Raw genomic sequence first — 12,970 nt, forward strand, 5'->3', positions numbered from 1 at the left:
CCAGGCGGCGCGTCGGGTTTGCATTGAACCGGCACCTGCGGGGCACGGGCCCCGCCTGCGCATCAGCCACCCATGGCACGCTGGCGTGCATCGCGCTGGGCGGGCGTTTCGTTGATCAGTTCATTGATCACTTCCTGGCGTGTCTTGCCCGCGCCGGTCTGCGGTGCGGGAGCCGGATAGACGCTGGCATTGAAGCGCGAAGTGCCGCCCTGGCGCACGGCCGCCTCGGCCTCGGCCGTCACCTGGGCGCGCGTCTTGCTGCTCTTGAAATGCTCGGGGTGGACGACGGCGCCCGCCTCGTTGTTGGCCGGGTGGATGTATCCGGCCGCCGAAGCCATGCCGGGCAGCAGCAGCGCTGCCGATGCAGCCAGGCCGGCGATGAGGGTGGCGGGGGTGAAGCGGCGTTGCGACATGATGTGATTCCTTTCAGGCACGTTGGTAATTCGTTCTCCCCACGCCCCGCGATGCGGAACGCCGAGGAGAGGACTCCAATGTAGAAATCACGTGCCCACACCAGCCCCACAGGATGGTGACATTGCTGTCATACAACCGACACAGATGACCGCGATGACCGAGACACTGCGGCGCCTCGGCGCTCGTCACCCCCGGTACTGCGCACGCGCGCGGCCGGGCGCCAGAGGGTCCAGGCGCACGTCCAGCAGGCCCTCGGCATCGCCCGCGATGCGCGCCAGCGTCTGGCCGAAGGGATCGGCGAACTGGCTTTCGCCGCAGAAGGCGTAGCTGTCGCCGGGACCGGCGCGGTTGGCCATGGCGATGTAGCACTGGTTGTCCATGGCGCGCACGGGCACGGCGTGGCGATGGATGTGGCCGTAGGGGTGCATCATCCCGTCCATCAGCACGATCAGGTCCACGCCCTGCACGCCCAGGGCGCGGGCCGGCACCGGAAACTCGATGTCGAAGCAGATCAGCAGTCCCACTCGCAGGCCGCGCCATGTGCAGACGGGCTGGCGATCCCCGGCCTCGAAGACCCCGTGGTCCGAGTCGTAGAGCATGGTCTTGCGGTAGTGCAGCAGCACCTTCCCGTCGGCATCGATCAGCAGGCCGGCATTGAAGTGGCGGCCCCGGTCTGCTTCGGCCAGGCCGATGGCGACGGCCACGCCGGCTTGCCGCGCGGCTTCGCGCAGCGCGGTGGCCGAGGGGCCGTCCAGCGGCTCGGCCAACTGCGCCACGTTGTCCGGCCGGGGAAATCCGCTGATGCAGGTTTCGGGAAAGACCAGCAGGTCGGCCTGCCCCGCGCTGGCCCTGATCGTCTTCAGCGTCATCGCCAGGTTGCCGGCAATGTCGCCGTCGCGCAGACGGGGCTGGATGATGCGGATGCGGTGCTCCGTCATGGTGTGCGCTCCTTGAGATGCAAAGGGTGGCTGTCCTGCCGCGGCTGGCAACTGGCGGCCTCCTCGGCCTGCAGATCCAGGTTGCGGGCCAGCACCCAGTAAAGGCTGCCGGCTACGAGAATGCCCGGCAGCCAGGCGAAGTCCACGCCGCCCAGCCGCTGCGCAGCCCAGCCGACGAAGACCGCATGGCCGTCCGTGGCGTCGTGGATGTGGAAGAAGGGCACCATGGCCGCAAAGCCGCCCAGATAGGCGCAGATGCCGCGCCAGCCCCAGGCGCCGTAGATGCCTTGTGGCGTGAAGAAATCGGCGATGGCGTAGCGGCCCTTGCGCACCAGGAAGTAGTCCACGAGGTTGACCGCCGTCCACGGCACCAGGAAGTACAGCAGCAGCGCCAGGAAGGAGTGCAGCAATGCCACGCCGCTGCCCTGGATGGACAGCACGCACGCGAGGATGGTGGCGCTGATGGCGGCGATGGCGCCGATGCGTGCACCGAGTGTGCCGAGTGCTTCGCGTGCACCGCGTGCACTGCGTGTGGGGCGCAGGCCGCCCAGCGAATCCGCTGCCGTGAGCACGGTCAGCGCCGCGCTGTAGGTGTTGAGGGCGATGATGGGCACGAAGGCCACGACGGCCAGGGCAGGCAGCAGCCGGTCCGCGCCCGGGAACAGGCCGGTGCCGATCCGTCCCAGCGCCGCCAGCGCGTCGCCGGCCTGCAGCCGCTGCGCCATCCACGCGCCCAGCCCGATCATCCAGGCCCCGGACAGCGAGGCACCCAGGAAGATGGCCGCGATCAGGCGCCGGGGCGCGGTATGGCGCGGCAGGTAGCGCGAATAGTCGGACACATAGGGCGCATAGGAGATGTTGTAGCTGGCCGCGATGGTGAACTGCGCGGCAAAGGCGCTCCATGCGAATCCTGGCAATGGCTCCGGCCGAACGTGCAAGGCGGGCTCGCCCACGCCTGCCAGCAACGCCAGCGTGGCCAGCGCATACAGCGGCAGTGCCAGCATCAGCGCGCAGCGGAAGGCCCTGTGCATCACATCGTGGCCGCAGACCGCCAGCAAGGCGCCCACCGCCACGGCCACGCAGGCCGTGGGCGCTGGCGGCAGGCCGAACACGGCCTGCATGCCCTGCATGATGAGCGAGACGTTGACGACGTTGAACCCCGTGAACACCAGCAGCGTGGCGCACAGCGGCAGGGTGACGCCGCGAAAGCCGAACTGCGCGCGCGACTGGATCATCTGCGGCAGCCCCAGCTGCGGCCCCTGCGCGCCGTGCAGCGCCATGAACAGCGTGCCGAACATGATGCCCAGCGTCCCGGCCAGGGCGCTCCAGGGCGCCGAGAGCCCCAGCGACGGGCCGACGAAGCCGATGGAAAGCGTGAAGAAGTGGAAGTTGCCCAGGAACCAGAACGGACCCTGGTCGGCGAGCCGCGCGTGGCGCTCGCTGTCGGGAATGCAGTCGATGGACCGGCTCTCCACGGCGATGCGGGCACGGCCGTGCTGTCCGCTGGCGGGGCTGTTCATGGCCTTGTCTCCCTCCCGTTGTCCTTGCTGTTGTGGGACAAATTCTAGGCAGGAGCCTGCCGCCGCTCCATGCCTGATGCGCGACGTTCACATCGACTGGAAAAGATGTTTGGCCAGCCGGCCAGCCCCTGGTGCCGAGGCGGCCGGGCATGAAGAAAACCCCGCGCCGCCTGGCTGGCACAGGGCCTGCCAGGCGGCATGGGGGCGTGGGTGGCGTGCTACGCGGCTGGTGCCGATGCCGAGGGCACTGCGCCGGCCGCGTCCGCCTCCGACGGGTCGTTGCGGTGCACCAGACGGTACAGCAGCGGCAGCACCAGCAAGGTCAGCAGCGTGGACGACAGGATGCCGCCGATCACCACCGTGGCCAGCGGCCGCTGCACCTCGGCGCCCGTGCCCGTGGCAATGGCCATGGGAACGAAGCCCAGCGAGGCGACAAGCGCCGTCATCAGCACGGGGCGCAGCCGGGTGAGCGCGCCCTCGGTCACGGCGTCAGGCACGCTGGCGCCCTGTTCGCGCAAGGTTCTGATCCAGGAGATCATGACCAGGCCGTTGAGCACGGCCACGCCCGACAGCGCGATGAAGCCCACCGCCGCCGAGATGGACAGCGGTATGTCGCGCAGCCACAGCGCCAGGATGCCGCCCGTGAGCGCGAACGGAATGCCCGTGAAGACCACCAGCCCGTCGCGCACATTGCCGAACATGGCGAACAGCAGCACGAAGACCATGAGCAGGGCCACGGGCACGACGATCTGCAGGCGGCGCGTGGCCGACTCCAGGTTCTCGAAGGTGCCGCCCCAGCGCGTCCAGTAGCCGGGCGGCAGCGACAGGCCTTGCAGCTTTTGCTGTGCCTCGCCCACGAAGGAGCCCATGTCGCGCCCGCGCACATTGGCGCTGACCACGATGCGGCGCTTGCCGTCTTCGCGGCTGACCTGGTTGGGGCCGGGCGCGGTCTCGAACGTGGCCACGGCCGACAGCGGCACGAAGCCGATGCGCCCGTCCGCCCCGCGCGGCAGGGCGATGGGCAGGCGGCTCAGGGCCTGCAGGTCGTTGCGCACGGCGTCCGGCAGGCGCACTTGGATGTCGAAGCGCCGGTCGCCTTGGAATACCGTGCCCGCCTCGGTGCCGCCCATGGCGGTGCTGATGGCGTCCTGCACATCGCCCATGTTCAGGCCGTAGCGCGAGGCCTTTTCGCGGTCGATCTGCACGGTGAGCATGGGCAGGCCCGTGGTCTGCTCGACCTTGACCTCGGAGGCGCCCGCAATCTGCTGCAGCATGCCGGCCACGGTCTGGGCGCTTTTCTCCAGCACGGCCATGTCGTCGCCGAAGATCTTCACGGCCACGTCGCTGCGCACGCCCGAGATCAGCTCGTTGAAGCGCAACTGGATGGGTTGGGAGAACTCGTAGTTGTTGCCCGGGATGCGGTCCACCGACGCCTGCACGGCAGCCAGCAGCTCATCGCGCGGGCGCGCCGAGTCGGGCCACTCGCTGCGCGGCTTGAGCATGATGTAGCCGTCCGAGATGTTGGGCGGCATGGGGTCGGAGGCGATCTCGGCCGTGCCGGTGCGCGCGAACACGCGGTCGATCTCGGGGAACTCCTTCTTGAGCGCCTTCTCGATCTGCATCTGCATTTCCAGCGACTGCGTAAGACTGGTGCCGGGGATGCGCAGTGCCTGGATGGCGAAGTCCCCCTCGTTGAGGTTGGGCGCGAACTCGCTGCCCAGGCGCGTGGCCAGCAGCAGGCTCAGCGCCACGGCCACGGCGGCGGCCGTGAGCACCACGGCGGGCGCGGCCATGACGCGCGCCAGCACGGGCGCATAGCCGCGGCGTGCCCAGCCCATGAGGCGGTTTTCCTTCTCGGCCACCTTGTCGCCCATGAACAGCGCAATCGCCGCCGGGATGAAGGTGATGGACAGCAGCATGGCGCCGGCCAGCGCGATGACCACCGTCAGCGCCATGGGATGGAACATCTTCCCCTCCACGCCCGTGAGCGCGAAGATGGGCAGGTAGACCACCATGATGATGAGCTGGCCGAACAGCAGCGGGCGGCGCGCTTCCTTCGCGGCGGCGAAGACTTCATGGAAGCGTTCGCTGCGCGTCAGCGACCGTCCTCGCGCCTCCTGCGCATGGGCCAGGCGGCGCACGCAGTTCTCCACGATGACCACGGCCCCGTCGATGATGATGCCGAAGTCCAGCGCCCCCAGGCTCATGAGGTTGGCGCTGACCTTGTAGTGCACCATGCCCGTGAAGGTGAACAGCATGGACAGCGGGATGATCAGCGCCGTGATCAGCGCCGCGCGCAGGTTGCCCAGGAACAGGAAGAGGATGACCACCACCAGGGCTGCGCCCTCCACCAGGTTCTTCTTGACCGTGGCGATGGCCTTGTCCACCAGGTTCGTGCGGTCGTAGACGGTGATGGCCTTGACGCCCGGGGGCAGGCCCCGGTTGATCTCGGCCATGCGCTGGTCCACGGCGCGCGAGACGGTGCGGCTGTTCTCGCCGATCAGCATGAACACCGTGCCCAGCACCACCTCGCGGCCGTTGTCGGTGGCCGCGCCCGTGCGCAGCTCCTGGCCCAGGCCGACCTCGGCCAGGTCGCGGATGCGGATGGGCTGGCCCTGGGCCGAGCCCACGATGACCTCGCGGATGTCGGCGATGCCGCCGACCTGGCCCGGCGCGCGGATCAGGTACTGCTCGCCCTGGCGCTCGATATAGCCCGCACCCACGTTGCTGTTGTTGCGCTGCAGGGCGGTGACGATGTCGGCCAGCGTGAAGCCGTAGGCCGCCAGCTTCTCGGGCGCGGGCGCCACCAGGTACTCCTTGGCGTAGCCGCCGATGGAGTTGATCTCGGTGACGCCGGGCACGTTGCGCAGCTGCGGCTTGATGACCCAGTCCTGGATCTCGCGCAGGTCCATGGGCGTGTAGGGCGTGCCGTCGGGCTTTTTCGCATCGTCCTCGGCCTCCACGGTCCACAGGTAGATCTCGCCCAGGCCCGTGGAGATGGGGCCCAGCGTGGGCGTGATGCCGGCAGGCAGGCTGTCGCGCGCCTGCTGTATGCGCTCGCCCACCAGTTGCCGTGCGAAGTAGATGTCCGTGCCGTCCTTGAACACCACGGTGACCTGGGACAGGCCGTAGCGCGACAGCGAGCGCGTCTGCTCCAGGTGGGGCAGGCCGGCCATCACCGTCTCTATGGGATAGGTGACGCGCTGCTCGGTCTCCAGCGGCGAGTAGCCGCTGGCCTGGGTGTTGATCTGCACCTGGACATTGGTGATGTCGGGCACGGCGTCGATGGGCAGGCGCTGGTAGTTGTAGATGCCCAGGCCCGCCATGGCCAGCACGGCCAGCAGGACCAGCCAGCGCTGCTCTATGGCGAATCGGATGATGCGTTCAAACATGGAGTTCTCCGTTCATGCCCGCATCAATGGGAGTGCTCGGCCGTGGCCTTGCCCAGCTCGGCCTTGAGCATGAAGCTGCCCTCGGCCACGTAGGATTGGCCGGGCTTCAGGCCCTCCAGCACCTCGGTGGTCTTTCCGTCGGCGCGGCCCACGCGCACCGGCTGGGCGCGAAAGCCCCCCTGCACGGGCACGAAGACCACGGTCTGCTGCTCCATCTTCTGAAGTGCCTGCGTGGCCACGGCCAGCGGCGCCTGCCGGGACGATGCCGTCAGCTCCACGTTCACGAACAGGCCCGGGCGCCACACGCCGTCGGGGTTGGGCAGGGTGATGCGCGCGGGTGCCGTGCGCGTGTCCTGGCCGATCAGTGCGCCCACATAGGCCACCTCTCCCGTGGCCGAGGAGTCGAAGGCCGTGGCGCGCACCGTGGCCTTCTCGCCCACGCGCACGGCGGGCAGGTCGGGCGCGGCCACGCGCATCTCGGCCCAGACGCTGCGCAGGTCGGAGATGGTGAAGACCTGGGTGGTGTCCTGCACGGCCTCGCCCACGGACAGGTGCTTTTCCACGATCACGCCGTCAAACGGCGCGCGCAGCTCGAAGCGGTTGAGCCCGCCCGCACCACCGCCGGCACCGGCGCCCGTGGCGGCCAGCTTCTGCTGGGCGTTGGAGACGGCGATCTCGGCCTCGCGCAGCGCCTGGCGCGCCTGCAGGTAGTCCTGCTCGGCCGAGACCTTCTCCTCCCACAGCTGCTTTTCACGTGCGTAGGTGGTGCGGGCCAGCTCCAGGCGCTTGCTGGCGGCCAGCAGTTCGCTGCGCTGCTCGGACACGGCGGCGCTGCTGAGCACGGCCAGCAGCTGGCCCTTCTTCACGTTCTGGCCCAGGTTGGCGGGAACGCTCTCGGCAATGCCGGCCACGCGCGGCACGACGTGGGCCGTGCGGTCTTCGTTGAAGCGGATCTCCCCGGGCAGCTGCAGCACGGAGCGCACGGTGGCCGGGCCGGCATCGGCCAGGCGCACGCCGGCCGCCTGCATGCGCTGGGCGTCCATGGCGATCAGGCCTTCCTCGTCGCCATGACCGGCTTCGGCAGCCGGTTTGGCGGCAGGTTGGGCGGCAGGCTTGGCCTCGGCTTTTTCCGCCTTGGAGTCTTCATGGTGTTCATCGTCGGCATGGCCTTCATCGTGCTTGTGGCCATCGGCTGCGGCTGCGGCGGCACCGTGGTGCTCGCCATCGGCGTGGCCTGCGGCCTCGCTGTGGCCGTGGCCATGGTTGTCGGCCTTGGCAGCGCCCGGCGTGCCGCTGCGCAGGATCAGCGTGGCGGCCAGCGCGCCCAGGGCCAGGATGACGGCAATGGCCACGAGGGTGCGGCGCGGTCCGAGGGGGAGGAGGAGGGCTTGGTGTTCATGGTCTGGATGCAATCAGGTTGCTATCGGAATCAGAGGCCGGATTCGGTGCCCAGCAGGCGGTCGATGTCGGCGGCGGCGCGGTGGGTGGCCAGCAGCTGGTCCAGGTACTGGCTGCGCGCCTCGGACCAGGTGCGTTGTGCGTCCAGCACGTCGAGGTAGCCGAACTTGCCCAGCGCAAACCCGCGCGAGGCCAGCTCGTAGGCCGTGCGCGCCGTGGGCAGCACCTCCTCGGCCAGCTGGCGGGCCTGCTCGCGGCTGGCCTGCAGCAGCTCGCGCGCCTCGAACAGCTGGGCCTGCAGCTGAACGCGCGTGGCCAGCAACTGCTCCTCGGCCTGGTCGGCCAGGCGCAGGGCCTGCAGCTGGTTGCCCCGGTTGCTGTCGAGCACGGGCAGGGGCACGGAGACGCCGACCACGAGCTGGTTGCGCCCGACCTCGGTGGCGCGCTTGACGCCCAGGCTGACGGTGGGATCGGGCAGGCGCCGCGCACGCTCCAGGTCGGCCGTGGCGCGGCTTTGCTCCAGCGCCTGGCGCGCACGCAGCACGGCGGGAGCCTGTTCGATGCGCTGCTGCAGGGCTGCCAGCTCAGGCAGCTGGGGCAGGGCGTCCACCGCGCCCTCGGCCTGGCCGAAGGGGCGCACTCGCTCGCCCCACAGCGCCTGCAGCTGGCCGCGCGCCACGCGCAGGCCCGAGCGGGCCTGGGCCTGCTCCAGGCGGGCGCCGGATTCGGCCACGCGGGCCCGGGTTTCCTCCAGCGGCGCCACCTTGCCGGCCGCCACGCGCCGGGCTGCGGCCTCGCGCGCGCTGCTGGCGATCTCCAGCGTCTGCCCGGCCAGGACCACGCGCTGCTGCGCAGCCAGCACGCCGAAGAAGGCCGTGCCCACGTCGGCGCGCAGCGCAGCCTCGGCCCCCGCCAGCTCGGCCTGCGCCAGGTCGCGCCCGCGCTCGGCCACGCGCATGCGGGCCTCGCGCTTGCCGCCCACTTCCAGGGTCTGGTTCAGCTGCACGGTCAGCGTGCGGGTGCTGCGGCGCGTGTCCTCCTGCGACCAGGCCAGCTCGGGGTTGGGCCGGGCACGGCTTTGCAGCACAGCGCCATCGCTGGCCTCCAGCGCACGGCGGGCCGCACGCAGGCCGGGGTTGCCGTCCAGCGCCAGGGCCAGGGCCTGCTGCAGGTCCAGCGGCGGGCCGGCCGGTGTGGACTCGGAAACAGCGGCTGCAGATGGCGCAGCCGCATCGGCAGGCTCGCCCGCCTGCACGGCGCCGCAAGCGGTCAGCACGGCCATCACCAGCAGGGCGCGCGGCCCGGGCCAGGCGCTCCATGGTGCGTGGGAAGCCGTCCTCGACGGAAAGGACGAAGGGAAAGACATACACGGACTCCTTGCCCGCGCGCAGGTCAGGCCTGATCGTTCATCAGCCGGTCAGGCCGCTGCGGCGGGCGCGCACGGCCCATGGCCGCTGAGCGCGAGGGGATTTCAGGGGAATGCCGGTCCGGGGCAGAAACAGGGCCATGCCCGGCCGGCGGCTGCAGGGGGCGTCAGCCCTGCCAGCGAGGCCGATCGGGGCGCAGCAGCACGGCCGAGGCATGGCGGCGCAGCGGCTCGGCGAATGGCATGGGGGGAGGCGCCACCGGCGCGGCCTTGGCGTAGTGGGTGGCGACGGCCACCCAGGCATGGCACATGGAGCAATCGACGCTGAGCGACGACGGCTGGCCCTGGTCCGCCTTCTTTGCCGGTTGCCCCGGTTCGGCGCCAGCGCCCGGATCTGCGTTGGCATGGCGCTCGGCGCCCATGCCATGCAGGCTCACGCCGTGGACATGGTGGCCGAAGTGCCGGGTCTCATGCCCGTCGTGCCGGCACAGCGCAGCGGCCGCCATCCAGCTCCACTGGAACAGCAGCGCGATCACGAGGACGGCGAGGGCGGCGAGACGGGGCCGGGTCATGGAGGAGGGCATGGGGCAGGTGGGGATTGTCGTGCATGGCGTTTGCCCACAACCACGACTCCCCCAAGCCGGCGAGTCTAGGGCCGTGCGGCGACCTGTGGCTGTCGGGCACATGACAAATTTGTCATCTTGGCAAACCATGCCCTTCCCCGACAATGCTCGGCATGAAAGTCCTGGTCATCGAAGACGAAATCAAGCTGGCCGACTACCTCCGCAAGGGCCTGACCGAGGAGGGGTTCGTGGTCGATGTCGCGCACGACGGCATCGACGGCCTGCACCTGGCCACCGAGCTGGCCTACGATCTCATCGTGCTCGACGGCATGCTGCCCGGCATCGACGGCCTGGCCGTGCTGGCGGCGCTGCGCCAGTCGCGCCAGACGCCGGTGCTGATGCTGACGGCGCGCGGCCAGGTGGAGGACCGCGTGCGCGGCCTGCAGGGCGGCGCCGACGACTACCTAGTCAAGCCCTTTGCCTTCTCCGAACTGGTGGCGCGCATGCATGTGCTGCTGCGCCGCAGTGTCGGCACGGCGCATCCGGCGGCCGAGGCCACCATGCTGCGCATGGCCGACCTGGAGCTGGACCTGATCCGCCGACGCGCCACGCGCGCCGGCCAGCGCCTGGACCTCACGGCCAAGGAATTCAACCTGCTGAGCCTGCTGCTGCGCCGCCAGGGCGAGGTGCTGTCGCGCACCGAGCTGGCCTCCCAGGTCTGGGACATGAACTTCGACAGCGAGACCAATGTGGTCGAGGTGGCCGTGCGCCGCCTGCGCCTGAAGCTGGACCAGCCCTTCGAGCAGCCGCTGCTGCACACGGTGCGCGGCATGGGCTATGTGCTGGAGTCGCGCGCACCGTGAATGCCAAGGTCCCCGCCGACATTCCCCACCTGGGCCGGCGCCTGTCGCGCTGGCTGGCGCTGCAGACCATGCTGGGCCTGGGCCTGGTGTGCGCGGCCGTCTACGGGGTGGCCTCGATGACGCTGGAGCAGCACCAGCACGAGACGCTGGACCTCAAGCAGCAGGCCGTGCTGCACCTGATGACGGAAAGCCGCAGCGCCCACAACGAGGCCGGTCTGGCCCACATGCTGGACGACTTTCTCACGGGCCTGGACGAGATGTCGCTGCGCATCACCGACCTGCAGGGCCGCGTGATCTACGAGCGCCTGCGCATTCCCAAGACGCCGGGCCGCACGCTGCAGCGCAGCTTCGAGGTGGTGCTGGCCGACAGTGGCCAGCATGCACAGGCCCAGCTCACCCTGGACCGCGCCGACGATGACCGGCAGCTGTCCCTGCTGGCCTGGACGCTGGCCCTGGCCGCCGTGGGCGGCGCGCTGCTGGTGTCGTTGACCGGCATCTGGCTGGTGCGCCTGGGCCTGGCGCCGCTGCGCGAACTGACCGAGCAGACGCGCCAGCTGTCGGCCCAGGACCTGCAACGGCGCCTGGACGACAGCGGACAGCCGCAGGAACTGCGCCCGCTGATCGCGCAATTCAACGCCCTGCTGGAACGGCTGGCCGTGGCCTACCGGCAGATGGAGGCCTTCAACGCCGACGTGGCCCATGAGCTGAACACGCCGCTGACCACGCTGATCAGCAGCTGCGAGCTGGCCCTGCGCAAGCCGCGCAGCGAGGCCGAACTGCGCGAGGTGCTGGCCTCCAACCTGGAGGACCTGCGGCGCATGGCCGGCATCGTGGCCGACATGCTGTTTCTCTCCCAGGCCGACCGGGGCCAGGGCGCGCGCCTGGCGCCCTGGGCCAGCCTGGCCGCGCTGGCCCATGAGGTCATCGACTTCCACGAGGCCGCGCTGCAGGAGGCCGACCTGCAGGTCGTCGTCCAGGGCGACGCGGCCGCCGAGGTCGATGCGCGGCTGCTGCGCCGGGCGCTGTCCAACCTGCTGGGCAATGCCACACGCTATGCACAGCGCGGCTCCACCATCACCGTGCAGATAGGCGCTCGGCCCTGTGCCCACCACGGTGGCGCCGGTGATGTGGCGCTGGCGGTGCTCAACCGGGGCCCGACCATAGCCCCCGCCGACCTGCCGCGCCTGTTCGACCGCTTCTACCGGGCCGACGCCGCGCGCAGCCAGGCCGACCGCAACCATGGCCTGGGCCTGGCCATCGTGGCAGCCATCGCGCGCATGCACGGCGGGCGCTGCTTTGCCGAGTCCGAAGGCGGCTTCACGCGCATCGGCCTGGAACTGCCCGACAGCCCGAGCCCGCCGCGCGATTCCCCGGCCTGAACACAGGCACCGGAGCGGCGGCACAATGGCGCCCCATGACGCAAGACGCCCCCTCCTCCTACGCAACGCTGCTGGCCGAAGGCAATGCCCTGGTGGCCCAGGCACAGCGGGCCGCCACCCAGGATTTCGCCCAGGCCCGGGCGCTGTGGCAGCAGGCCGGCAAGCAGTTCTACCTGGCCCACAAGGCCGACCCCGACCAGGCCGAGGGCGCGTTTCGCCTGGCCCAGGCCTGGATGGCAGAAGCCCATGCGCTGCAAAAGGAAGAATCGCCAGACGCCGTGGTGATGTGGCGCAACGCCGCCGCGCAATGCGAGCTGGCGTTCGACCTGGAACCCGAAAACGGCCGCCTGGCCATGACGGCCGCCAGCTGCCACATGTTCGGCGGCCAGCATGACGCGGCCAAGGCCTGGCAGCAGATCGGCCAGCACCTGCTGCCGCCGGCGCCCGAAGGCGACGGCGCCTGAAGCCAGGCTACAGCGCGATCAGCTTGAACACGGCCCGCGCCGTGCACACGGCCTGGCCCGCGCTGTCCAGCACATTGCCCTCGCAGAACACGGTGCGCGCGCCTGCGCGCAGCACGCGCGCCTCGATCAGCAGGTCGGTGGTGGCCGAGGCGAGGAAATGCGTGCTCATCTCGATGGTCACCACGCCCAGCCCCAGCGGGTTGGACGAGCGCGCGGCCGCGCTCAGCGTGAAGTCCAGCGCGCTCATCAGCGCGCCGCCATGGCCATGCCCCCGGCTGTTGGCCAGGTGCGGATGCATGGGCAGCCGCGTGCGCGCCAGGCCGGGCGCCAGGCTCACGGGCTCCAGGCCGATATGGGACATGAAGGGCACGTCGATGCCGAAGTAGCCGCGCGCCAGCGCGGCGGCCTCCAGGTCCGGGGCGGTGGAGATTCCAACGGCGTTCATCCGATCTCCGCAATCGCCTGGCCTTCGGCCACCGGCTCGCCCACGGCCACGAGCATGCGGCGCACGACGCCTGCCACCTCGCTTTCCACGGGAATTTCCATCTTCATGGACTCCACGATGATGAGGGTGTCGCCCAGGGCGACGGTGCCGCCTTCGGCGGCTTCCACAGCGGCCACGAGGCCGGCGATGGGGCTTGTGATCATGTTCGGGGTGGTGGTCATGGGTAGG

General features: G+C 70.2%; 11 protein-coding genes and 1 pseudogene. 3 read left to right on the plus strand and 9 right to left on the minus strand.

Annotated elements, in window-relative coordinates; all coding sequences use genetic code 11:
* Positions 1 to 62 precede the first annotated feature (62 nt).
* The 7 genes and pseudogenes from CLV01_RS05615 to CLV01_RS05645 form a co-directional block, all read right to left on the minus strand.
* Complete coding sequence (locus CLV01_RS05615) at positions 63 to 413, minus strand: DUF4148 domain-containing protein (protein WP_034390000.1); 351 nt, start codon at positions 411 to 413, stop codon at positions 63 to 65.
* 186 nt (positions 414 to 599) lie between these two features.
* Positions 600 to 1,352 (minus strand): carbon-nitrogen hydrolase family protein, encoded by a 753-nt coding sequence (locus CLV01_RS05620; protein WP_099734804.1) that lies wholly within the window; start codon positions 1,350 to 1,352, stop codon positions 600 to 602.
* A complete protein-coding gene (locus CLV01_RS05625; protein WP_099734803.1) occupies positions 1,349 to 2,872 on the minus strand; it encodes a purine-cytosine permease family protein in 1,524 nt (507 codons plus the stop codon). Before CLV01_RS05625 ends, CLV01_RS05620 begins: the two co-directional genes overlap by 4 nt.
* 218 nt (positions 2,873 to 3,090) lie before the next feature.
* Complete coding sequence (locus CLV01_RS05630) at positions 3,091 to 6,264, minus strand: efflux RND transporter permease subunit (protein WP_099734802.1); 3,174 nt, start codon at positions 6,262 to 6,264, stop codon at positions 3,091 to 3,093.
* A gap of 23 nt (positions 6,265 to 6,287) precedes the next feature.
* Positions 6,288 to 7,663 (minus strand): annotated as a pseudogene (locus tag CLV01_RS05635) (efflux RND transporter periplasmic adaptor subunit).
* 30 nt (positions 7,664 to 7,693) lie between these two features.
* Positions 7,694 to 9,028, minus strand: coding sequence for a TolC family protein (locus CLV01_RS05640; RefSeq protein WP_034390009.1), 1,335 nt, complete (start codon positions 9,026 to 9,028; stop codon positions 7,694 to 7,696).
* A gap of 167 nt (positions 9,029 to 9,195) precedes the next feature.
* A complete protein-coding gene (locus CLV01_RS05645; protein WP_232240467.1) occupies positions 9,196 to 9,612 on the minus strand; it encodes a hypothetical protein in 417 nt (138 codons plus the stop codon).
* A 152-nt stretch (positions 9,613 to 9,764) separates the two neighbouring features.
* Here CLV01_RS05645 and CLV01_RS05650 point away from each other — a divergent pair, with 152 nt between their 5' ends.
* Genes CLV01_RS05650 through CLV01_RS05660 form a run of 3 tightly spaced genes read left to right on the plus strand, consistent with a single transcriptional unit; the run spans position 9,765 to position 12,297 of the window.
* Positions 9,765 to 10,454: a heavy metal response regulator transcription factor gene (locus CLV01_RS05650; protein ID WP_169807217.1), complete on the plus strand. Its 690-nt coding sequence runs from the start codon at positions 9,765 to 9,767 to the stop codon at positions 10,452 to 10,454.
* Complete coding sequence (locus CLV01_RS05655; protein WP_099734800.1) at positions 10,451 to 11,833, plus strand: heavy metal sensor histidine kinase; 1,383 nt, start codon at positions 10,451 to 10,453, stop codon at positions 11,831 to 11,833. The genes CLV01_RS05650 and CLV01_RS05655 overlap by 4 nt, the downstream gene beginning before the upstream one ends.
* 35 nt (positions 11,834 to 11,868) lie before the next feature.
* Complete coding sequence (locus CLV01_RS05660) at positions 11,869 to 12,297, plus strand: hypothetical protein (protein WP_013804407.1); 429 nt, start codon at positions 11,869 to 11,871, stop codon at positions 12,295 to 12,297.
* 7 nt (positions 12,298 to 12,304) lie between these two features.
* Here CLV01_RS05660 and CLV01_RS05665 read toward each other — a convergent pair whose 3' ends face one another.
* Both CLV01_RS05665 and CLV01_RS05670 read right to left on the minus strand, forming a co-directional pair.
* Positions 12,305 to 12,742 (minus strand): PaaI family thioesterase, encoded by a 438-nt coding sequence (locus CLV01_RS05665; protein WP_013804406.1) that lies wholly within the window; start codon positions 12,740 to 12,742, stop codon positions 12,305 to 12,307.
* Positions 12,739 to 12,963 (minus strand): acetyl-CoA carboxylase biotin carboxyl carrier protein subunit, encoded by a 225-nt coding sequence (locus CLV01_RS05670; protein WP_012203026.1) that lies wholly within the window; start codon positions 12,961 to 12,963, stop codon positions 12,739 to 12,741. The genes CLV01_RS05665 and CLV01_RS05670 overlap by 4 nt, the downstream gene beginning before the upstream one ends.
* Positions 12,964 to 12,970: the final 7 nt, after the last annotated feature.

It is taken from the genome of Delftia sp. 60 (assembly GCF_002754395.1).
GTDB lineage: Bacteria > Pseudomonadota > Gammaproteobacteria > Burkholderiales > Burkholderiaceae_C > Comamonas > Comamonas acidovorans.

Bases quoted from the DNA above. Each gene is read 5' to 3' on its own strand.
- CLV01_RS05660 (WP_013804407.1), top strand. From the start codon at position 11,869: ATGACGCAAGACGCCCCCTCCTCCTACGCAACGCTGCTGGCCGAAGGC.
- CLV01_RS05670 (WP_012203026.1), bottom strand. From the start codon at position 12,963: ATGACCACCACCCCGAACATGATCACAAGCCCCATCGCCGGCCTCGTG.
- CLV01_RS05630 (WP_099734802.1), bottom strand. From the start codon at position 6,264: ATGTTTGAACGCATCATCCGATTCGCCATAGAGCAGCGCTGGCTGGTC.
- CLV01_RS05645 (WP_232240467.1), bottom strand. From the start codon at position 9,612: ATGCCCTCCTCCATGACCCGGCCCCGTCTCGCCGCCCTCGCCGTCCTC.
- CLV01_RS05615 (WP_034390000.1), bottom strand. From the start codon at position 413: ATGTCGCAACGCCGCTTCACCCCCGCCACCCTCATCGCCGGCCTGGCT.
- CLV01_RS05620 (WP_099734804.1), bottom strand. From the start codon at position 1,352: ATGACGGAGCACCGCATCCGCATCATCCAGCCCCGTCTGCGCGACGGC.
- CLV01_RS05625 (WP_099734803.1), bottom strand. From the start codon at position 2,872: ATGAACAGCCCCGCCAGCGGACAGCACGGCCGTGCCCGCATCGCCGTG.
- CLV01_RS05665 (WP_013804406.1), bottom strand. From the start codon at position 12,742: ATGAACGCCGTTGGAATCTCCACCGCCCCGGACCTGGAGGCCGCCGCG.
- CLV01_RS05650 (WP_169807217.1), top strand. From the start codon at position 9,765: ATGAAAGTCCTGGTCATCGAAGACGAAATCAAGCTGGCCGACTACCTC.
- CLV01_RS05640 (WP_034390009.1), bottom strand. From the start codon at position 9,028: ATGTCTTTCCCTTCGTCCTTTCCGTCGAGGACGGCTTCCCACGCACCA.